This window comes from Ligilactobacillus ruminis DSM 20403 = NBRC 102161, assembly GCF_900113455.1.
Taxonomy (GTDB): domain Bacteria; phylum Bacillota; class Bacilli; order Lactobacillales; family Lactobacillaceae; genus Ligilactobacillus; species Ligilactobacillus ruminis.
This window is the reverse complement of record NZ_FOPI01000014.1, coordinates 39,271-62,136: the sequence shown is the minus strand read 5'-3', so window position 1 is coordinate 62,136 and position 22,866 is coordinate 39,271. Positions and strand designations below refer to the sequence as shown.

Below are 22,866 nucleotides of genomic sequence, written 5' to 3'. Positions count from 1 at the left end.
GCTGTCAAGGGAACCTCTTCGAGGTGCGCAGATGGCGCACCCTTGACAGCTCCTTCAAGAGTGATAGTGGACAGACATGGATGCATTCGCATCCCCTGCACAACTGGTGCCTGGGAAAAAATATTTTACACACAAATTAGGACTTGACTAAAATGTTCTACCGCTGACTCCAAATTCGGCCCGCGCTGCCCTGAGAGTAGAACAAAATCATCCAAAATTGAGAAAATGTTCTACTCAGTTACCTTTGCCAAAGCAGTGTGGCCTCAGATTACGAGCAAATCTCAGAAATCAACGTTTTGCCCGTAACTGAGATCAGGTGCAGTAATTGAGCAGATGATGCGCAGCACTGCATTTGTCAAAATCACTGCCGTTTACGGACAAATCGATGAAAATTGGGAGTTTGTCCGTAAAATGCGTTTTGATTACGGACAAATCGGCCAAAATGGGCACTTTGTCCGTAAAATTTGAGTAAAATCTCGGTGCACCGCCCAGAATAAGAAAAATTCGCGCCATCACGGCAATGATTTTAATCATTATTCAGTTGCGTACGGGCTCATGACCGCTCGCTTCCACACCTTGCATAATCATGTTCCAGCTCGCATTCCCCCTATCGCAAGCAAGGACTCCCTAGACGAGGCAAGCTCGCCTTCGGTCGTCCAAAGCTTGCGTACGGGCTCATGACCACTCGCTTCCACACCTTGCATAATCGGGTTCAGACCAGCAACAAGGCTCATGATAAGTTCGTGCCGCGTCGTGACTGCGCTTGCGCTGATCACTCGCGCCCCTCCTTATCTACCGCCTTGTTAAGCGGCTGGGCTTCACACCTTGTTCTAATCGGGTTTCGCCTCACACCCCCCTTGTCCCAAGCACCCTTGCTTGGGCAAGACGAGCTTACCCGTCGCAAGCGCGACTTGGATACGCGGGGGCTGACCGTTCGGCTCCACACCTTATTTTGGACCGTTCCAATTATCAAATTAGTTGACTCCAAAGAAAAAATTGATAGAATATAACTATAAAGACAAATCGTAAAGGAGTCATCGTCAACATGGCCAAAGATTACTCATCAAAAGAATATTTCGCAAAACTTGATGCTTACTGGCGCGCTGCCAACTATATTTCGGTGGGGCAGCTTTATTTGAAAGACAATCCGCTGCTGAGACGTCCGCTTGAATCATCCGACGTCAAGGCAAAGCCAATCGGACACTGGGGCACAATTGCCGGACAAAACTTCATCTATGCACACCTTAACCGCGTCATCAACAAATATGACCTGAACATGCTTTACATCGAAGGTCCTGGTCACGGCGGACAAGTAATGGTTTCAAATTCCTACCTTGACGGAAGCTATACTGAAATCTACCCTGAAATCACTGAAGATGAAGAAGGCATGAAGAAGCTCTTCAAGCGTTTCTCGTTCCCTGGCGGCGTTGCTTCTCACGCTGCTCCAGAGACACCGGGATCCATTCATGAAGGTGGGGAACTCGGATATTCGCTTTCACACGCTACGGGCGCCATCCTTGACAACCCCGATTTGATTGCAGCAGCCGTCGTCGGCGACGGTGAAGCAGAAACTGGACCGTTGGCAACTTCTTGGCAGTCAAACAAGTTCATTAATCCGATTCATGACGGGGTCGTTTTGCCGATTCTTGATCTGAACGGCTTCAAGATTTCGAACCCGACGATCCTTTCGCGCGAATCAAACGAAACGCTGACGAAGTACTTCGAAGGTCTCGGATGGCATCCGATCATCGTTGAAGGAGAAGACCCTGAAAAACTCCATCCGGAACTTGCCCGGGCAATGGACGAAGCAATCGAAGAAATCAAGGCGATTCAAAAGCATGCAAGAGAAACCGGTGATGATTCGCTGCCGACATGGCCAATGATCATCTTCCGTGCGCCAAAGGGCTGGACGGGTCCGAAGGAATGGGACGGCAAGCCGATCGAAGGCTCATTCAGAGCTCACCAGATTCCAATCCCGGTTGACCAAAACGACATGGAGCATGCCGACAAACTGGTCGCTTGGCTCAAGAGCTACCGTCCGGAAGAATTATTTGACGAAAGCGGCAAGCTGAAGCCTGAATTTGCCGAAATCGCTCCAAAAGGCGACAAGCGCATGGCGGCAAACCCGCACACGAACCCCGGCAACCTGATTCGCGATCTTATCCTTCCTGACTTCAGAGAATTTGCTTTGGAAAATGCAGAGCACGGAAAGACTGTCGCTCAAGACATGACCGTTCTTGGCAAATACCTCGAACGCGTAATCGAGCTTAACGCCAAAAATCGCAACTTCAGAATTTTTGGACCTGACGAAACAATGTCTAACCGCTTGGCACCGATTTTTGACGAAACAAAACGTCAATGGATGCAAGATATCAAAGAACCAAATGATGAATTTTTGGCACATTCTGGTCGCGTCATTGATTCGCAGCTGTCCGAACACCAGGATGAAGGTTTCCTTGAAGGCTACGTCTTGACCGGTCGCCACGGTTTCTTCGCATCGTATGAAGCTTTTCTGCGCGTTGTCGATTCAATGCTGACGCAGCATTTCAAATGGCTCAGGAAAGCAAAGGAACAGCCTTGGCGCAGCGAAATCCCTTCACTCAACGTCGTTTCGACGTCAACCGTGTTCCAACAGGATCACAACGGCTATACGCACCAGGACCCTGGAATTTTGGGACACTTGGCAGATAAAAAGCCTGAATTTATCCGCGAATATTTGCCGGCCGATGCCAACACCTTGCTCGCTGTTTTTGACAAAGTCCTGAACGATCGCGAAAAAATCAATCTGATCGTTTCTTCCAAGCATCCGCGTCCGCAATTCTATACGGCCGCTGAAGCCAAAGAACTTGTTGACAAGGGTCTCAAAATCATCGATTGGGCTTCGACGGATCACAATGCTGAACCTGACGTCGTCATTGCTGCTTGCGGAACCGAACCGAACCTTGAATCATTGGCTGCCGTTTCGATTCTGCACGAAAAGCTGCCTGATTTGAAGATTCGTTTCATCAACATCGTCGATCTGCTCAAATTACGATCGCCAAAACATGATCCTCGCGGTTTGAGCGACGAAGAATTTGATGCCTTCTTCACGAAAGATAAGCCGATTCTCTTTGCCTTCCACGGCTATGAAGGTCTCGTTCGCGACCTGTTCTTCGATCGTCACAACCACAACGTCATGATTCACGGCTACCGCGAAAACGGTGACATCACGACACCGTTTGACATGCGCGTTTTAAATCAGATGGATCGTTTCGATCTTGTCAAAGACGTTGTCTTGAATCTGCCGGATGCTGACAAATATGGTCAGATCGCTGCTGAGATGGACAGCATCATTGCCAAACACAATCAATATATCAGAGACGAGGGCGCAGATCTTCCGGAAGTCGAAAACTGGACATGGAAACCCCTTGAATAATTGACGCGGAGCCCGAATTTTCGGGCTCTTTTTTGCTTGACTTTTGATATTCAAAATGATTAAGTTGAATTAACGAATTTAACGGAGGAACTATTTATGACTGTGATTTATCTTGTTCGCCATGGTCAAAGTCAGGCCAATGCCAAGGGAATCTGGCAAGGCGCGCAAATCGATACGCCGTTGACCGAACTCGGTCGAACTCAGGCTCAAAATACCAAAAAGCACCTTGAAGAAGAAGGCGCAGTATTTTCTGCGGTTTATTCAAGTCCCTTGCTTCGTGCCGGAGAAACGGCCGGGATCATTGCTCCAAATCAAAACATTACGTTTGATTCGCGGCTTAAAGAATTCGATTACGGCATGTGGGACGGCATGTATTGGCAAGACATCCTTGAAAGATACAGTGAATTTTTCGATGCTTCAGAAAATCTTCTTCCGAATTCATGGGAAGTTACCGGCGGAGAAACCTATGACGAAGTCAAAGAAAGATTGCAGCAATTCTTCAATGAATTGACGGATAAACATCCTGATGAAAGCGTCCTTGTCGTCAGCCACGGCTTTACGATCAAACTGATTCTCGATCTGTTCTTAAATATCGGAAATCTTGTTAATCTCAATGAACCGACAAATGCCGGCATTACGAAATTCATCCTTAAAAACGGTGCTCGCACGCTGGTTTATTTCAACAGATAGTCGAAAACAGGACTTTAGAAACCAACAACGTTTCAAGAGTCCTGTTTTTTTACGGATGACTTTTTCGCCAAATGCAGTGCTGCGCATCGCATTCACAATCAGCGCGCCAAGATTGGATTACGGCAAAATGACGTTTTTTAAATTTGCCCGTAAATGCCAGTCCTCGGTTACGGGTGACCCCGCCCCTTTTTTCCGGGTCTATACTAAATGGTGTTGATGATGATTTTTCAACACCATTTTTTGTATTCACAAAATATCTTCGCAATGCTATAAAATGAAACTATACAAATGCAGCTGAATCTATCATTCCCACCTTCGTTTCCGTCTAACTTTGCGTGACATCCACCGTTGATTCGCAGTAAATCGCAAATCATCCGTTTTTTAATTTGAGGAATATTTTTCCTGGTTTCTTGTTCTAAGCTTTGAAGTGTTTTCCCCTTTCTTTTTGGGAAACGGGAATCTTCACGTTGACTCCAAAGACTGCCTTCATTACTCCTGACTTATTGAGAAGCAGCAGATACAACAGCATGAACATGCCGCCGAACAGTGCAGCATAAACAAATGCTGAAAGCTTTCCTTGGGGAACGTACGCCATTTTGATTACTGCATTTGAAATAAATGCAACTCCCAAGACCAAAACATTGATCACCAAAATCTTCTTGATGTTGCGCAAGCGAATGCCTTTCAGATAATTATGCTTGATGTGCGCGTAAACCATCAAAGAAATAATGCCGAATGCAAATGTTGTGGCAAGAATCGTTCCGTATGGCCCAAAAAGATAGGTCAAAGGCACTTGCAGCACAAGTTTTAAAATAATTCCCAAAGCAAGTTTTTTGACGGCATATTCGTGCTTGCCAAGCGACTGAATCACCGTAAAGAAGTCAGTAAAAATCGCAAGCGCCATGCAGCTGATCAAAGCAAAGCCCATCAAACCGGCAGCTTCCTTGTCAAACGGAAAGAAGACGCCGTTTACTTCCCAAGCAAGAATCGAGAGCAGACCTGCGCTTGGAATCAGCGCAAGCAGCATCAGTTCAATGTTTTGGGCAATCGTCGTTCCAATTTGTCGTCGATCGTCCTTTTTGGCAAGCGATGCCAACAATGGCAATGACGTTTCAGAAATCGCAATCGTCAAGGAAATCACGACCGTCGTAATTTTGTTTGGATTGGCCGAAAAATAAGTATACAGATTTTGTGCCTTGACGGTCGGCATCCCTGTCAAATCAACCATAATGTCCTTAAACGTCAGCTGATCGATAAATTGAAAAATCGTCACGGCAGATCCAACGAAAATAAACGGCAAAGCTTCCTTGACGATATTTTTGAAAATCGTCACGATCTGCAGATTGTCGACAGGTTCGCTTTCCTGGTACAGTTTCCGGTATTGCGGAATCTTCTTTGACGCGTAGCAGAACAAATACAGATAACTTGCAATCGCTCCGATAAACGTTGCAAACGTACTGTAGTTTACGGCCTTAACATAGTCACCGCCTTGCACGTACATAATGACGAAAGTTGAAACCAGGATAAAAATGACGCGAGCAAACTGTTCCCAAAGCTGAGAAATGCCAAAAGGACGCATATCTGCATTTCCTTGGAAAAAGCCGCGCATCAGACTCATCGGCGGCAAAATCACCAGCGTCGGCACCATGACGCGAATCGCTGCCGTCGCAACGTCAGTCGACACGACGGCGCTCTTTTGCGCAATGAGCGGCGCAAAAAAGTACAACAGACCACCGCACATGATCCCGGTAAACAGCATGAACAGTGAAGCAAACTTAAAAACTCTGACGCTGTTTTTAAACTTGTTTTGGCCGTTATACTCGGCGACCTGCCTGGCGATTGCGGTCGGAAATCCGGCGGTTCCAAGCGAAAGAAACAGCGCATATGGAGTGTAAGCCGTATTAAAGATTGCCTGTGCCGCATTTTGATGCTGAGGATTTCCCATCATTATCAGCCATGGTATCAAATAAACGATTCCGAGGATGCGGGAAAGGATGCTCCCAAGCATCATCCAAAACGCTCCGGATAATAATTTGTTTTTCATCCATATTTCTCCAGTTATATATTTGACTTTCATTTCAATAAAAGACAACACAAATTAATTATATAACACTTTAAGCTTGTTTTTTTCAAATTTTATCTAAAAAATGAAACAAAAAAAGGCTTGGAAACAAATTCCAAACCTTTTCGCATTTTATGAAACTACTTTGTAAGAGAAACGTTTTCCCAAAGCGTGTAGCCCTTGGACGTCTGTTCCGTGTAGCCCTTGACGTTGTTCTTGACAGGTACGGAATCATAGTAATCTTGCAAAGGAACAACGTAGGCTTGTTCGTTCATCCATGCTTGCCATTCCTTGAACTGCTTTACGCGCCACTTGTGGTTCGTAACGGCTTTTTGAGAATCGATGTTCTTCAAATATTGCGTATTCTTCTTGGAAACGAAGCGAGTCATGTTGAACGGAGCTGCTTCACTGTAAAGGTCTGCAGGAGATGGTTCTGATGAAAGAGACCATGCGCCAAAGAAGACGTCGATATCCTTGGAATCAGCTTCAACCTTGTCATAGAAGTTGTTGAAGTCAAGCAGACGACCGTTCGTAAGCTTGCAGCGAAGACCGACTTTCTTCCAGCATTGGATGTAATTCTTCATGATAGCTTCTTGGTTTGCGCTGCCAGACATTGCGGCAACGTTAATCGTAAGCTTCTTGCCGTCCGGAGTCTTGCGGTAGCCGTCCTTGCCCTTCTTGTAGCCGGCCTTGTCGAGCAGCTTATTTGCTTTGTCAACGTCTTGAGGGAAGCCTTTAAGTTCCGTATTCTTGTATTCCTTGAAGGCGCCAGGAATCAAGGAGGTTGCACGCGTCTTCAAACCATAACCGAACTTGTCTGAAACTTGTTGCACGTTCATTGCGTATGCCATTGCCTGACGCAATGATTTGTTGTTCATCTTGGCATTCTTGTTTTCGACGTTTACGCCCTTCTTGCTGTCGAACTTGCCGACCTTGAAGCCCATGTAGCTGTATGCAAGTTCAGGCTTGCCGACCATCGTGTAGCCCTTTGGCTTCTTGTTGTCACCGTAAACAGACGTTGGTTCATCAAACATGATGTCATACTTCTTTGACTTCAAAGCAGCCCCTGCAGTTGCTGAGGAAACCGTTTGAATCGTGATCTTATCCAATGATGGCTTCTTGCCCCAGTAATATGGATTAGGAACAAATTCTGCGGATTCACCGGAAACAATCTTGTTGAACTTGTATGGACCAAACGTTACAGGGTTCTTGCGCACTTGGTCACAGGATTCAATCTTGTCGAACGGAACGTCCTTCAAGTATTCGTATGGTTCAGCACTTTCCCAGATATAACCGGAACCTGACGTCCGCATGCCTGGCGTCATCTGCTTGAAGTGAAGCACAACGGTGTGTTCATCCTTCATTTCAATTCCGGAAATCGTGTCAGCTTTGCCTTTGTGGTATTCTTCCATGCCTTTGATGTTCTTCAAAGAATCAGTATAGCGAACGCCGCTGGCTTTTGGATTGGCGATGATTTCGTATGCGAATTCAACGTCTTTTGAAGTCAAAGGCTTGCCGTTTGACCACTTGACCTTCTTGTTGATCTTGATCGTAGCCGTCTTGTCCTTATCGTTAAAGGAAATATCTGCAGCACCGCCTTTAATGAACTTATAGTTGTCATCACATTTAAACAAAGACTGCAAAGCAAATTGGCCAACTTCAGAATCATATTTATCCTGTGAAAGCTCGGGTGCAAAAATCCCCTTGAAAGCAGAATCGGAAACCATTCCGATTTTTAAAGTGCCGCCCTTGACGCTAACTTTCTTGTTGTTGTACGCAATCGGCAACGAAGCCTTTTGAGTGCTGCTGCTGTTGCTACCCTCTTTGCTGCTGTTATTTCCGCAACCAGCAAGTGTAAGTGCCGAAAGGGACAAAACTGCCGCTGCACCTACGAAAACTTTTTTGGTATTCATAAAGAAACCCCCTAGTATTGAATTGGTATGATATTTTAAAAAGTTTATACCCTAAATTAAAACAGAAAAATTAACCCAGACGCTGACGCGCATCGGCTGCGCGTCGCAAAACGTTGCCGACATAGCTGATGCCGACACAGATTACTAAAATCAATAATGCAGCCGGAAGCCAAACCCATGGCCTCAAGGTCAAAACGGACGGATCGTTAGCATATCCGACCAGCGTCCCAAGACTTGGAACACTGTCCGGGAACCCAAAACCAAGGTACGTCAGCGAAACTTCAATCCCGATATTGCCGGCAAGCATCAAAGTTGCGTCAACGATGATGATTGAACTCAGATTTGGCAACAGCTCTTTTAAAATAATCTTCAAATCGCTGCTGCCCGAAGTCTTTGAAGCACTGATATAGTCTTTTTTTGATTCTGACAATGCCTTGGACCGAATCAAACGTGCCGTTCCGACCCAGTAAAAAGCCGACATGATTAAAACGAACGACCACATCGTATATTTTGGAATAATCGTAACGATGACGATGATAATCATCAATGTCGGCAAAACCATCATAAAATCAAGAAAACGCATCATGATATTGTCAACTTTTCCGCCATAGTAACCGGCGACAAGTCCAAAAACAGTTCCGATTACTTCAATCAAGACCGTAATCGCAATCCCGATCAGAAGCGAGTTCCTCGCTCCGAGAATCAGCATCTTGAACACGTCGCGGCCGCCTTCGTCACCGCCGAGCAACATTCCGTCAGCGCCAGGATGGTTGTATTGCTTGAAGATGTCAACCGTCATAACCTTGTCCGTATTGAGGAACAAAGCTCCAATAAAAATCCCTAGAAACAAAATAATCAGTAAAATCAATGCGCCTAATGCACCACGGTCTTTGGCAAATTCACGGGCCAAAACTTTCAAACCGGATGCTTCTTCATTCTTTTTTTGAATATTTTCAACGACTTCTTGTCCGCTGTATGCTTTTTCCGTTGTCTTTTTCTTAAACATCGACCTTCGCTCCCTTCAATTACTCGATTCTGACACGCGGATCAACGATACTTAAAATAATATCCGAAAGGAGCGTTCCGATTAAGTTAAGTATCCCGAACAAAAGAACCAATGCGGTAATAACCGAGTAATCACGGTTCGTCAGCGAGTTAATGAACAACAATCCCATCCCAGGATAAGAGAAGACGGTTTCAATAAAAATCGATCCGCCAAGCAGGCCGGTAATCGAATATCCAGCAAATGCCGCAATAGGAAGCAGCGAATTGCGCAAGATATGTCGATTGAAGACGGTCTTTTCAGGAACACCCTTGGCACGGGCCGTTTTCACGTAATCCTGCGTCTTCGAATCGATGATTTCGCTTCGCAGATACTGACAGGTACTTGTAGTTGAGATGAGCGCCGCAAGCAAAGCTGGCAAAATCATGTGATATATTCGACTCATAACGTAGCCAAAGCCGCTGCCTGCTCCGATGGAAACGGAACCTGATGTCGGAAAAATACCCAAAACGTAGCCAAAAAGCCACAGGCCAAGCAAGTAGAATACGAAACCTGGAATTGCATACGAAATATAGTTATACAATTGAATCACGCGGTCAGACTTGCTGTTTTCAAAACGGCCAGCGATGATCCCTAAAGGAATCGCAAACAAATAGCTCAAAACAACAATGACAAGAGACAACCATAACGTATTGCCTGCACGAGATGCAATCAAGTCGGCAACCGGTGTCTTGAATTGGTAAGAAACGCCCAAGTCGCCATGGAACAGGTTCGTAATCCAGCGACCGTACTGAACGTACCACGGATCATAAAGTCCGGCTTGAACCTTCAATTCATGAATTCTGGCAGGAGATGTCTGAGGCGTGATGGAACCCGTAAACGGATCACCCGGCATCATTTTGGCTAAAACAAACACGAATATGCTCAAAATGATTATTTCGGGTATCATGATCAGAACACGACGCAAAACTGTTTTCCACATAATTACTTCTCCTCCCCTGCGTCCGGCAACGCAACCCAGTGCGTTTCGGATATTTGACGAAGGTCATAAACCTTACCGTCCTCGTCATACCACTTGTCCTGATTTTCGGTAAATTCTTTTTCGACTTGTTTGCGGTATGCGCGGTGCTCATCACGATGTTCAACGTCGACTTGCGGAATGGCTGCAAGCAAACGCTTGGTGTAGATATGCTGAGGATGATTATAAATATCATCTCTTGAACCGATTTCGACAAACTTGCCGCGATGCATGATTGCAAGATTGTCGCACATGTGATAAACGACCCCGAGGTCATGAGAAATAAACATATAACTGATGCCCAAATCTTTTTGAATCTTCTTCATATAGTTCAAAACCTGAGCCTGAACCGACAGATCCAACGCAGAAACGGGTTCATCGGCAATAATCAGCTTCGGGTTGGAAGCAACTGCTCGCGCAACACCGATGCGCTGCCGCTGACCGCCGGAAAATTGGTGCGGAAACTTGTACATTGCTTCTTCCTCCAAACCGACGATGTTAAGTAACTCTGCAACGCGAGCCTTGACCTGATCTTCGGTGAAATCTTCGAAATTTCTGATCGGCTCAGCGATGATGTCCAAAATCTTTTTTCTGGGATTCAAACTTGAAAGAGAATCTTGGAAAATCATTTGAACGTCTTTGTTATATTTATGTTTTTTGCGATTCTTTCGTTTAGTCACGTCATAGCCGTCATAAATAATCTGACCGTGCGTTGCTTTTTCCAAACCGACGATCGTTTTGCCGATCGTTGATTTGCCGGAACCGGATTCACCGATGATTCCGTAGCTTTGACCTGCCTTAATCGTAAAGTTTACGCCGTCAACGGCATAAACGTAATCCGTGATCCGATTAAAGAACCCTGAGCGAATTGGATAATGGACGCAGAGATCTTTAATCGTGATTAAATCTTTTGACTCACTCATTGTTCATCCACCTGCTCTTCGTCCGGAAATTTGAAATTCTTATAGCACGTGCAACGTACTTCATGTCCTGGTTCAACTTCATGCATGACAGGATCTTCTTCATGTTCTGATACCGGAATCCATGAAACGCGGGGTGCAAATCGGCATCCTTTTTGCGGCATGTTCTTCAAAGAAGGAACCATGCCGTCAATCACGTAAAGATCATCGTTTTCACTGTCAGCCTGAGGCATTGAACGAAGAAGCGAACGAGTATATGGATGTTTCGGATTTTCAAAAATCTGTTTTGTTGATCCGACTTCGACGATCTGTCCGGCATACATCACGGCAACGCGATCGGCCGTTTCGGCAACGACGCCCAAATCGTGCGTGATCAAGATTACGCCGGCATGCTTTTCTTCTTGAATGTCGCGAAGCAAATCAAGAATCTGCGCCTGAATCGTAACATCCAGCGCCGTAGTCGGTTCGTCAGCGATAATGACGTCCGGCTTGCAGGCAATGGCAATCGCGATGATCACGCGTTGGCGCATCCCTCCGGAAAGCTCATGCGGATACATCTTGGCAACGCGTTCCGGCTTCGGAATCCCGACCTGATCAAGCAGTTCGATTACGCGAGCCCGCTTTTCTTCTTCAGACATCGTCGTATGGAAATCCAGATTTTCTTTAATCTGGTCTCCAATCCGCATCAACGGATTCAAAGCTGCCAACGGATCCTGGAAAATCATGCCCATGTCGTTTCCACGAAGAGCATTCATCTCATCCGCGCTCATTCCGACAAGTTCATGATCTTTAATCGAAATCGAACCGTCTTCTTTGACGACTCTTTGGTGATAAACAATGCTTCCGCTGATCTCAGTCGAACTCATATTGTGCAGACCAATCACGCTAGTGGCAAGAGTACTCTTGCCGCAACCTGATTCGCCGACAATAGCGAGAATCTCATCAGGATAGAGATCAAGCGAGACATCTGTGATCGCATTATAGAACTGACCGTTTACTTTAAAGGCAGTATCTACATGCTGAATCGTTAACAAGGAATTTTCACTCACTATAACAAACCCCATTTATTAAATGATTATTAAAATTCTTATTGTCATTATATGCTATTTTTCAAAATTTTCAAATACTTTTTTTGAAAAAAGGCCGTCTGCAAACTTCAAGGCATTATTATTTATTCATAAATAGTCTTTGTGAGCGTTATTTTTTGCATAAATATACCATTAAGGGATTTCAAACGTGCCCTAGCAATTGTCATGAATCAAGAAAACCCGTTGTAACACAAACATTCCTTATTTACGATTGATTATACGTCATTTTTTAACGTATATTCAAAAATATTCATAAATTATTTTTTGTGTTTTGTTGCTGGCCAAAGCTTCTTTTTCCAAAAGATTGAAGCTATTTCAAAAATAGTATCATATTTTTCAGTGCTAGTATAAGTTGTTTTTCACTTATTACATTAAATGTTACTTTATCATTTTAATAAAATGGGCAATTTACATACTTTTCAGCAGCAAACGTTTTTTTCTTATAATTAAAACCGGTCGTGCTTCAGATCACCTTGACATCGCAAACCTGCAGTCCTGCGCTGGAAATGATTTTCATCAAAAGTCGTGCCATCTTTTCCGCAGACATGCTGCAATTCGTATCGATCCACCATTTCAAAGAACTCATAAAGGTCGTCACGATATAAAGGATGATAAAGTCCATCGGAATAACGTCCTCACCGTCTTTGACGCGCATCCTGCTGAAGATGTTCGAAAAATGTTCCGTCAAGAAATTTCTAAAACAATCAGCCATGACGAAATTATTCTGTCCCTCGAGTGCCATAACGTAAAAAGCCCGATTTTTGGCAACCATCTTAAAAATCTTGGTTAAAATCTTCACCAGACGCTCTTTCCTAATAATGCATCCCTCTTCTAAAATATCGCTTTCAATATTTTTAAACATCGGTGTCAGGGCATAAGAAAAAACCTGATCCAACACGTCCTGCTTATCCTTGAAGTGATTATAAAACGTCGATCGATTGATCATTGCTCTGTCAGAAATATCCTGAACCGTAATCGAATTATAGTCTTTTTCCTGAATCAGATTGATAAATGCAGTAAAAATCAGCTTCTTCGTTCTGATTACTCGCAAATCTTCTTTTTTTGTTTTTCTCATATTATATGTACCTCTTGTAGGATCAAAAAATCCGTAAAATCAGCAACATATTTTTACGATATGTTGTTTAAAATACAATGTCGCTGATTTTGAGCATTGAATTTCATTCGATTTGATATAAAATTAACTATGTTTAGTATAATCAACAAGTGTTGCATATTCAACACTGCTTGTTTATTTCGGAGTTTTATCAAGGAGATTTTTTATGGAGCCAAAATCATTAAGAGGCGGCATTGACGTCGGGTCAACAACCGTCAAAGTCGTTATCATGGATGAAAACAATGATTCTGTCTACCAAACCTATCAGCGCCATTTCTCTGACGTCAAAAAAGCCAGTGAAAAAGTTTTGCGCGAGGCAGCAGAAGCGGTTGGTTTGAATACGCCGATTTCATTTACGATTACCGGCTCAGGCGGCATGGGCTTGGCCGACGTCTTGAACCTCAAATTCATCCAGGAAGTTATCGCCTGCACCAAAACGGTCGAAGTCATTTGTCCGCAAACCGACGTTGCCATTGAACTTGGCGGCGAAGATGCCAAAATCACGTTTTTCGGCGCATCGCTTGAACAAAAAATGAACGGATCGTGTGCCGGCGGAACCGGTGCCTTCATTGATCAGATGGCAAGTCTGCTGAAAACCGATGCCAATGGTCTGAACGAACTGGCAAAAGGATATACGCACATTTATCCGATTGCCTCGCGCTGCGGCGTTTTTGCCAAGACTGACATTCAGCCGCTGATCAACGATGGCGCGCGTCAAGAAGACCTCGCTGCTTCGATTTTTCAGGCTGTCGTCAATCAGACGATTGCAGGTCTTGCATCCGGCCATAAGATTCAGGGCAACGTTGCTTTTTTGGGCGGTCCGCTTTACTTCATGAGCGAACTTCGTCAAAGATTCATCGAGACGCTGCATCTTAAAGAAGAAAACGTCGTCTTTCCTGAAAATCCGCAGCTCTTCGTGGCCAAGGGCGCTGCATTTTACGCAGGCGAAGAAGAACCGACAACCATCGCAAAACTGCTTGACTCGCTCGCCCACATCGGTTCTGCTCTTCAACCGACAAAATCTCTCGATCCGCTCTTTAACAACGAAGAAGAGCTGAAAGAATTTCGCGATCGCCATGCCAAAGCCAAAGTTGACTTTCGTCCGATTGAAACATATTGCGGCAACGCTTATCTGGGAATCGATGCCGGTTCGACGACGACCAAAATCGTTTTGATGAGCGAAGACAAGAAAATTCTTTATACGTGGTACGGCAACAATGACGGTGATCCTCTTCAAAAGACGATTGATATTTTGACGGAAATGTACAAGCATCTTCCGGAAAACGTCACGATTGCCAAAGCATGCACGACCGGATACGGTGAACATCTGATCAAAAGCGCTTTGAAAGCCGATCTCGGAGAAGTCGAAACGGTCGCTCACTATAAGGCAGCACACTACTTCCAGCCAAACGTCGATTTTATTTTGGACATCGGCGGACAAGACATGAAAGCCATGCACGTTAAAAACGGTGCACTTTCAACGATTCAATTAAACGAAGCATGCTCATCCGGATGCGGTTCCTTCATTGAAACGTTCGCGCAGTCGCTTAAATACGACGTCAAGGACTTCGCCAAAGCAGCCTTGCTCGCTGAAAATCCGGCCGATCTCGGCTCTCGCTGCACCGTTTTCATGCAGTCGCGCGTCAAGCAGGCTCAAAAAGAGGGCGCCTCTGTCGGTGACATTTCTGCCGGACTTTCAATGTCCGTCATCAAAAACGCCTTGTTCAAAGTCATCAAGGCCCACTCCGCCGAAGACCTCGGTCAGCACATCGTTTGCCAAGGCGGAACTTTCTACAACGAAGCCGTTTTGCGCTCATTTGAAAAGCTTAGCGGTCAAAACGTCATCAGGCCAAACATTGCCGGCTTGATGGGGGCTTACGGCGCTGCTCTGATTGCCGAAGAACACTCAAAACCAGGCGACGTTTCAACGATCATGACGACGGAAGAAATGGCAGGTTTGACTTGCGACAAGACGTTTGAACACTGCGGTCGCTGCGAAAACAACTGTCTGTTGACCATCACGCACTTCAATGACGGTCGCAGCTTCATTACGGGCAACCGCTGCGAAAAAGGTCTGCGGATCAAACTTGCTCCAAAAGATCAGCGCGTCAACCTTGTTAAAGAAAAATATCATAAGCTCTTCTCGTACCGTCCGTTAAGAAAGAAGCTCGCAACGCGCGGCACGATCGGAATTCCGCGCGTGCTCAACATGTACGAAAACTATCCTCTTTGGGCAACGTTCTTTAAAGAACTCGGCATCAGAGCCGAAATTTCAACCCGTTCATCAGAAGAGATGTATGAATCAGGGATTGAAACGATTCCGTCGGATACGGTATGCTACCCTGCCAAAATGGTTCACGGCCACATTCAATGGCTGATCGACAAGGGTTTTAAGACTATTTTCTATCCTTGCGTCGTTTACGAACGTCAAGAAGCAAAGGCTGCCAACAACCACTTCAACTGCCCGATCGTCCAATCTTATCCTGACGTCATTCGCATGAACGTCGATGAAATTCGCAACGGCCAGGTCGACTACAGGAATCCGTTCCTGAATCTGGCAGATTTTTCATCAACCGCAAAGAACCTCTACGAAACGTTCAAAGATTTCGGCGTGACGCAAAAAGAAGTCGAAGATGCCTTGAGCGCTGGATTTAAAGAAATGGACAACTTTAAACGCTGGATCCAAAATCGTGGTGAAGACACGTTGATGATGATGCGTCAAAACGGTCAGCACGGGGTCGTTTTGGCCGGACGTCCGTACCACCTCGATCCGCAAATCAACCGTGGAATTTCGCAGATCATCTGTGCAGAAGGGTTCAACGTTTTGACAGAAGACAGTATTTCGCACATGGGCAACGTCGAAGGACTGCGCATCGTCAACCAATGGACTTATCACTCGCGCTTGTTTGCAGCCGCAAGAGTTGCCGCAAAGATTCCTGAACTGGAATTCGTTCAGCTTAATTCTTTTGGCTGCGGCATCGATGCCATTACGACCGATCAAGTCGAAGAAATTCTTTCACGCTACAATCGTTTGTACACCGTGCTCAAGATCGACGAAGGAACGAACATCGGCGCAATTCGCATCCGAATCCGTTCGCTCAAGGCGGCCGTTTTGGAACGCAACGAACGACACATCATTCCGGAAAAGCTTTACGACCTTGAACGTCCGAAGCAGTTTACGAAGGACATGCGCAAAAAGCATACCTTGCTGATGCCGATGCTTTCGCCGATTCACCAATCAAATCTGGTTGACGTTGCGTTAAGAGCATCCGGCTACAACGTTGTCAACTTGCCGGTTGAAAGACGACATTCGGTTGACGAAGGAATCAAGTACGTCAACAATGATGCGTGCTACCCTGCAATCATCACGATCGGACAAATGATCGAAGCACTGAAGAGCGGCAAGTACGACCTCGACAACGTTTCCGTCATGATGACACAGACAGGCGGCGGATGTCGTGCGACAAACTACATTCCTTTGATCAGAAAAGCACTCAAGGATGCCGGTTTCCCGCAGGTTCCGGTCATCTCGATGTCGCTTAACGCCAAGGGCACCGAAAAGTCACCGGGCTTCAAACTGACGCTTCCGCTTGTCAAGCGCGTTGCTTTGGCCTTCCTTTACGGAGACCTGTTCGAGCGCGTCGTATATCGCACGAGGCCTTATGAAACGGAAGAAGGAGCAGTTGATGCCCTTCACAAAGAATGGCTTGACAGAATTCAGCCTAACGTCAAAAACGGCAGTTTCCACGAATTTAAGCGCAACGTTGCAAAAATCGTCGAAGATTTCGACAACATTCCGTTGACCGCTGAAAAGAAGCCGCGCGTTGCCATCGTCGGCGAAATTCTTGTCAAATATTCACCGATTGCAAACAACAATATCGTTCGCGTGCTTGAAAACGAAGGTGCAGAAGTCGTTTGTCCGGACATCGTCGGATTCATGAACTACTCTCTTTACAACCAGGTTTACAAATATAACCATCTTGGCGGATCCAAGAAGAACAAGGTTTTGGCCGAGCTGGCCATCAAGTTGATCCGCCTTTGCGAAAAGCCGATGAACGAAGCACTGAAAAATTCCGAGCGTTTCGATGGCATCGAAGCCATCGAACAAATCGCAGACGGTGCCCAGGATATTTTAAGTCTGGGCAATCAGACCGGTGAAGGCTGGTTCCTTACCGGCGAAATGGTCGAAAGCCTGCAAAACGGCGTCAACAACATCGTCTGCATGCAGCCGTTCGGATGCTTGCCAAACCACGTTGTCGGCAAGGGCGTCGTCAAAGAGCTTCGTTCCAAGTACCCGATGGCAAACATTGCTTTGGTTGATTACGACCCGAGTCTGTCATTCGTCAACCAGCTCAACCGGATCCGGTTGATGTTGGCAACGGCCAAGAAAAACATGACTGAAAACGTTAAATAATCTGATTGTCGCTCGTCGTCGATCAGGCAAAAAATATCGCTGGATTTTTTCTTTAATGCCCCTTACCGTCAAAGTCTTAAATCAGGCTTTGACGGTAAGGGGCATTTTTTAAATTTCATTTTGACGAAAATGATTTCTGAATCTGCTACAAACCCTTCATTTTATATCACCTTTAGTTCAAAAAGTCACAAAAATATTCCCAATTTTTTCAAAAACGTGATAAAATGACAATATAATTATTTGGGGGTTTAAGAACGGATGAAATTTGCTGAGATTTGGTTAACAGGTTTAACATGGTTCTTGTGGCTTCTTTTTGCAATGTTTCTGATCAGCAACATGTGGGGATGGGCTGCGTTTTATTTCGTAATCGCATCAGTTGCTTGCAACATTGATCCAAAGAGCGAAGACAAAGCTGAAACAACTGCCGAAGAGGCGATTGCCACAACGGAATTGCAATAAAGAAGAGGCGAAAAAATGTTTTCCTCTTGAATTGCATTAAATGTCGAACAAAGTCGGACGCAAGTCGGCTGCTTTTGTTCGGCATTTTTCGATTTTGATACATATTTTGCCAAATGCTGCGCCTGATGAATCATCGCACCAAGCTCTCAGCCAATTTGTCGCCAAATTATTTCGGGATATTTCCGTCACGGAAGGCAATCGTCCTGCATACGCAAAAAACCGGATCCAATTTGCAATTGAGTGCAAAGCATCCGATTTTTTAATTTGAAACATAATTTTTTTCAATTTGAGACAATTTTTTCTCATCTTGCTAAGCAGAACGCCAAAAGCCTTGATTTCAGGCACCGATTTTTTGCAAAAGCTTGATAACGCGTTTTCCGTTTGCTTCCGGAATCGTATTGGCATAATCTTCATGATAAATAAAGCCCGATCCGCCGAACTTTTGAAAGGCAGCCGCAGTTTCAGCCAGATTTTCAAGCATCCGTCCGTCTTCCAACGTTTGGAACATGCAAACGTACTCGCCCGCTTCTTTTATGAATTCGCCGGCATCGTCGCGATAAAAAATCGCTGCAGGCTTAAGTTTTTCTTCATCAATTATGACTCCGTACTGCATCCCGAGCTCAATCGAGTTGACGACGAAGTGTTTTTTTAGTTTTTGATCAATGATTCCGTATCGTTTCGCTTCGTTTGTTTCGAAAAAGACCGTCCCTGCGCCGATTTTTATAAATTCGTTAATGCGCTTGATAAAAAAATCAAGTTCGCATTTCCGTTTTTCCAACAGTTTCATCCAAAGCCAGGCGTTTTTCCCGCATGAATTCAGCCTGTTCAACAAGCACGTCCTTTCTGAAAAAACTCTGGATCTCATCAAGCGATGCCCCCAATTCCTGAAGCATCTTAATCGTTGCCATCTTGTCGCACTGCATGACGTCATAGAAGCGATAGCCGTTTTTGGGGCGCAAACGAACTGGCCGCAGTCGGAAATGCCGCCAACGTCATCATGGTTTTTTGGGCTATTTCCGGCGGTCTTGAGATGGCCGTTGAAATCATCATTTCGCAGCTGATCGGACAAAAAAATCAGGACTCTTTGGCACAAACGACGCGAACGGTGCTGGCTTTTGACGGCATATGCGGCATCATCGTCGCCATTTTGGGCATCTTCTGTTTGCCCGCTGTATTTCGCCTGATCAGCGTCCCGGACAACATGATGCGCTACGCTTTGATTTACGGCAGAATCTATCTGGCCGGTCTTTTTCTGATTCACGTCTATGACGGAGGCCGTGCAATTCTGACAGCTGCAGAAGATACGAAAAAAAGCTTTTATCTGATGCTGACGACGACTGTTCTAAATCTTATTTTTAATTTTCTTTTTATCGTCGGACTCAAGCTCGGCGTGGCCGGATCCGCCATGGGTACCATTTTGGCCCAGCTCATCGGTGCGCTTTTGACTCTCAAGCTTTTGGAAGACAAATTTCATTTTGCAAAATACAGCGGCAGAATTTTCAATGCAAAACAAATCAAAAACGTTCTTCATATCGCTTTTCCGGCGACTTTCCAGCAGTTCGTCGTAACGTTTGGCGGCGTGCTCATTCAAAGTCTCGTCAATCCGTTCGGACGAGAAGTCATCATCGGCTACGTCGCAATTCTTCGCATCATGAACTTTTTCAGAATCGTTTGGGTGGGACTGGCACAAACCTTGACCGTTTACGGGGACCAGCTCATTTCGGCCAGACAGTTTTCAGGCTTCAAAAAGTCAATCGCAAACTCGGCATCAAGATCGTCCTGATTACCCACGAGATGCAGGTCGTCAAATCGATCTGCAAGAACGTGGCCGTGATGGACTCAGGCAAAATCATTGAAGCAGGTCCTGTTTCCGAAGTTTTCATTCAAAGACCGCTCTTTCTAAAGATTTCATTGAAAGCTCAACAAACGTTGGTATCGCCATTGAGCGAATCCTCAAGCGGTTTAACGATTGGAGCGAAATCAGACACCTGCTTTACCTGAAATTTGCCGGAGACAACATTTCTCGCATCTCAAAAGAAATTCATGAATACGTCGGAAAAAAATTCGATCATACGAAAGTCGAGGTCAAAAAGACGGTTTCTTATTTGAAATAAAAAACAGATATGAAAAAGAGCGTCTTTTCCGAATCATCAATTAGGAAAAAACGCTCTTTTTATTATTTAGAAATTCGTTAAGGCAAAGTATATTTTGAAAAAACGTTTTTACTCTACCGTCACGCTCTTTGCGAGGTTGCGAGGCTTGTCGACGTCATATCCGCGCTGTTTGCTCGTATAGTATGCGAGCAGCTGAGCCGGCACGATCGAAACCAGCGGCGTCAGCAACGGATGAACATCCGGCAACACGATTTGATCCCCTGCATTTGACAGAGATCGTGAAACGATCGTGATGACGTTTGCCCCGCGAGCAATCACTTCCTGAACGTTGCTTCTCGTGTGCGCTGCGGTTTTTTCGTCAGTAATGATTGCAATCACCGGAGTACCTTCTTCAATCAAAGCAATCGTACCGTGCTTAAGTTCACCGGACGCAAAACCTTCAGTTTGGACATAGGAAACTTCCTTGAGCTTGAGCGCCGCTTCAATTGCCGTATCATAGTCGATTGAACGTCCGATGTAAAATGCATTGCGCGTCGTCTTGAGATTTTTTTCAGCCAGTTCTTCGATCTCATGCTTTTCGTCAACCATCGTTTGCATCGCGTTTGCAACTTTGGCAAGTTCCAAATGAATGTCAAAATCTTTGGCAGCCTCAATTCCGCGCTCTTCACCCAGTTTCTTGGCCAAAATCGCTTCGACTGCAATTTGGGCCGTATATGCCTTTGTCGAAGCAACGGCAATCTCCGGACCGGCATGCAAAAGCAGCGTATAGCTTGCTTCGCGCGACAAGGTTGAGTTCGGAACGTTCGTAATCGTCAGGCTCGGGTAACCCATCTCATTCGTTTGAACAAGGACCTGACGGCTGTCGGCCGTTTCGCCGCTTTGCGTCAGATAGATGAAGAAGGGTTTTTCGGAAAGAAGAGGCATATTGTAGCCGAACTCTGACGAAACGTGTACTTCCGTCGGAATCTTAGCCAGCTTTTCGAACAATTCGTGACCAACAAGTCCCGCATGATAGCTCGTGCCTGCAGCAACGATGTAGATGCGGTCGCTTGCTTCGATTGCCTTCAGCAAGTCGGCTTCAATTTTGATATTGCCGTTTTCATCGAAATATTCCGTTGCAAGTTTGCGCATGACGGCTGGTTGCTCATCAATTTCTTTCAACATATAATGCTCATAAGCGCCTTTTTCAGAAGCACTTGCATCTTGATCGACGTAAAAAGGCTTTCGTTCAATCTTTTTGCCGTTCTTGTCTTCAATTTCGATGCTGTCCGGCTTGACGACGACAACGTCTCCGTCCGTCAACTCAATGAACTCGTGCGTTTCCTTAAGCATTGCCATCGAATCAGAGCAAACCGCATTGAAACCTTCGCCAACGCCGATCAACAACGGACTTTTTGATTTTGCGACATACAAGGTTTCGGGATCTTCTCGATCCATCAGCAAAAATGCGTACGAAGAAGACTCGTCAAGTACGCTGATCGTCTTTTTGAAAGCTTCCTTCGTTTCAAGTCCTTCGTTTGAAAAATGTTCAACCATCTGAACGATGACCTCAGTATCCGTTTCGCTTGCAAAATGCACGTCCGACAGATACTTCGCCCTTAATTCCTTAAAATTGCCGATGACGCCGTTGTGGACGAGATAAAAGCGTCCATTTTCCGAAATGTGCGGATGCGCATTCGTTTCACTCGGAACTCCATGCGTAGCCCAACGCGTGTGTCCGATGCCGGCAGTTCCCTTTACGTCAGCCGTTACTTTGTCCTTTAAATCAGCGATGCGTCCTTTGACCTTAACGAGAAAATCATTTCCGTTGCCGTTGTTTACATAGATGCCTGCCGAATCATAACCGCGATATTCAAGTTTTTCCAAGCCGTTGATCAAAATTTCAACCGCATTGTCCTTGCCTGTAATTCCAACAATTCCACACATTTTAAGTTTCCATCCTTTTGTCTTTTTCTTTAGATTGGTTGTTATCATTTAAAATTGGTATATTCCATTATTTTTCTCGGAAACCCAATCAGCATGTATAATATACCGCTTCTATAAAATGATGTCAACAAAAACATCAAAATTGGTACAGGTATAGACCAATAATTGTGATGAAACATATGCACCCTTTTGTTGCTGCATTATTTCCTTAAATATACTTATGATAAGTGTTATACGCACTAAATCCTTCGATGCACCGTGCTTTTGGTAAAATCCAGGGTGTCCGATGGCAATCGACTTCTTGAATTTGGAAAAATCGCTGCAGCATATTTACCGTTTACGGGCAAATTCCGGGAATCGCCATTTTGTCTCATAATCGACGACTGGCATTTACGGGATAATCTTCAAAAACGACATTTTGCCCGTAATCACTCCTTGTTGCTCGGAGGGGTTGAAAAAATGTTCTACCGCCGCATTCAAATTTGAGGTGCGCGGAAACAAAAGTAGACAAAAAACGGGATGAATGCCTCATTTTTGTCTACCGGACTCTCCAAAATCGGGGGGCGCTGCTTCGAAAGTAGAACAAAATATCCAAAATTTTGAAAAATGTTCTACCGCTACCTCCAAATTCGGCCCGCGCGGCTCCGAAAGTAGAACAAAATATCAAAAAATTGAAAAAATGTTCTACCGCTGACTCCAAATTCAGCTCGCGCGGCTCCGAAAGTAGAAC

The 22,866-nt window shown here is 45.2% G+C and carries 15 protein-coding genes; 5 read left to right on the top strand and 10 right to left on the bottom strand.

The features are described from left to right. The first annotated feature begins 1,045 nt into the window (after positions 1–1,045). Both BMZ95_RS05430 and BMZ95_RS05425 read left to right on the top strand, forming a co-directional pair. Entirely contained in the window at positions 1,046–3,415 is a 2,370-nt protein-coding gene (locus BMZ95_RS05430; protein ID WP_046922658.1) for a phosphoketolase family protein, read from the top strand. A gap of 96 nt (positions 3,416–3,511) precedes the next feature. Continuing rightward, positions 3,512–4,105, top strand: a complete 594-nt coding sequence (locus BMZ95_RS05425) for a histidine phosphatase family protein (protein ID WP_046922657.1) — start codon at positions 3,512–3,514, stop codon at positions 4,103–4,105. 415 nt (positions 4,106–4,520) lie between these two features. On the opposite strand, the gene BMZ95_RS05420 is transcribed toward BMZ95_RS05425, so the two are convergent. The 7 genes from BMZ95_RS05420 to BMZ95_RS05390 all read right to left on the bottom strand — a co-directional run bounded on the left by BMZ95_RS05420 (position 4,521) and on the right by BMZ95_RS05390 (position 13,184). Then, positions 4,521–6,149 carry a polysaccharide biosynthesis protein gene (locus BMZ95_RS05420; RefSeq protein ID WP_046922656.1) on the bottom strand — a complete coding sequence of 543 codons (1,629 nt, stop codon included), beginning with the start codon at positions 6,147–6,149 and terminating at the stop codon, positions 4,521–4,523. A 158-nt stretch (positions 6,150–6,307) separates the two neighbouring features. Further along, complete coding sequence (locus BMZ95_RS05415) at positions 6,308–8,080, bottom strand: oligopeptide ABC transporter substrate-binding protein (RefSeq protein ID WP_046922655.1); 1,773 nt, start codon at positions 8,078–8,080, stop codon at positions 6,308–6,310. 70 nt (positions 8,081–8,150) lie between these two features. Next, positions 8,151–9,086, bottom strand: coding sequence for an ABC transporter permease (locus tag BMZ95_RS05410; RefSeq protein WP_003692121.1), 936 nt, complete (start codon positions 9,084–9,086; stop codon positions 8,151–8,153). A 19-nt stretch (positions 9,087–9,105) separates the two neighbouring features. Beyond that, on the bottom strand, positions 9,106–10,065 hold the full coding sequence (opp4B, locus tag BMZ95_RS05405; RefSeq protein ID WP_046922654.1) for an oligopeptide ABC transporter permease: 960 nt from the start codon (positions 10,063–10,065) through the stop codon (positions 9,106–9,108). Between the two features lie 2 nt (positions 10,066–10,067). Continuing rightward, complete coding sequence (locus tag BMZ95_RS05400) at positions 10,068–11,024, bottom strand: ATP-binding cassette domain-containing protein (RefSeq protein WP_046922653.1); 957 nt, start codon at positions 11,022–11,024, stop codon at positions 10,068–10,070. Further along, the gene (locus BMZ95_RS05395; protein ID WP_046922652.1) at positions 11,021–12,085 is read right to left on the bottom strand and encodes an ABC transporter ATP-binding protein; all 1,065 of its coding nucleotides are present in this window, start codon (positions 12,083–12,085) and stop codon (positions 11,021–11,023) included. Before BMZ95_RS05395 ends, BMZ95_RS05400 begins: the two co-directional genes overlap by 4 nt. Positions 12,086–12,572: 487 nt before the next feature. Beyond that, positions 12,573–13,184, bottom strand: coding sequence for a TetR/AcrR family transcriptional regulator (locus BMZ95_RS05390; RefSeq protein WP_014074134.1), 612 nt, complete (start codon positions 13,182–13,184; stop codon positions 12,573–12,575). Positions 13,185–13,389: 205 nt separating this feature from the next. Between BMZ95_RS05390 and BMZ95_RS05385 the strand changes: the two genes are divergently transcribed. Continuing rightward, on the top strand, positions 13,390–17,637 hold the full coding sequence (locus BMZ95_RS05385) for a 2-hydroxyacyl-CoA dehydratase (protein WP_046922651.1): 4,248 nt from the start codon (positions 13,390–13,392) through the stop codon (positions 17,635–17,637). Positions 17,638–17,895: 258 nt separating this feature from the next. Continuing rightward, positions 17,896–18,096 carry a hypothetical protein gene (locus BMZ95_RS05380; RefSeq protein WP_046922650.1) on the top strand — a complete coding sequence of 67 codons (201 nt, stop codon included), beginning with the start codon at positions 17,896–17,898 and terminating at the stop codon, positions 18,094–18,096. A gap of 337 nt (positions 18,097–18,433) precedes the next feature. Here BMZ95_RS05380 and BMZ95_RS10820 read toward each other — a convergent pair whose 3' ends face one another. Beyond that, a complete protein-coding gene (locus BMZ95_RS10820; RefSeq protein WP_143454962.1) occupies positions 18,434–18,874 on the bottom strand; it encodes a hypothetical protein in 441 nt (146 codons plus the stop codon). Further along, positions 18,849–19,055 (bottom strand): MerR family transcriptional regulator, encoded by a 207-nt coding sequence (locus tag BMZ95_RS10815; RefSeq protein WP_235806921.1) that lies wholly within the window; start codon positions 19,053–19,055, stop codon positions 18,849–18,851. The genes BMZ95_RS10820 and BMZ95_RS10815 overlap by 26 nt, the downstream gene beginning before the upstream one ends. 38 nt (positions 19,056–19,093) lie before the next feature. Between BMZ95_RS10815 and BMZ95_RS05365 the strand changes: the two genes are divergently transcribed. Continuing rightward, the gene (locus BMZ95_RS05365) at positions 19,094–19,879 is read left to right on the top strand and encodes an MATE family efflux transporter (protein WP_235806922.1); all 786 of its coding nucleotides are present in this window, start codon (positions 19,094–19,096) and stop codon (positions 19,877–19,879) included. 439 nt (positions 19,880–20,318) lie between these two features. On the opposite strand, the gene glmS is transcribed toward BMZ95_RS05365, so the two are convergent. Beyond that, entirely contained in the window at positions 20,319–22,136 is a 1,818-nt protein-coding gene (gene glmS / locus BMZ95_RS05355) for a glutamine--fructose-6-phosphate transaminase (isomerizing) (RefSeq protein WP_014074138.1), read from the bottom strand. Between the last annotated feature and the right edge of the window lie 730 nt (positions 22,137–22,866).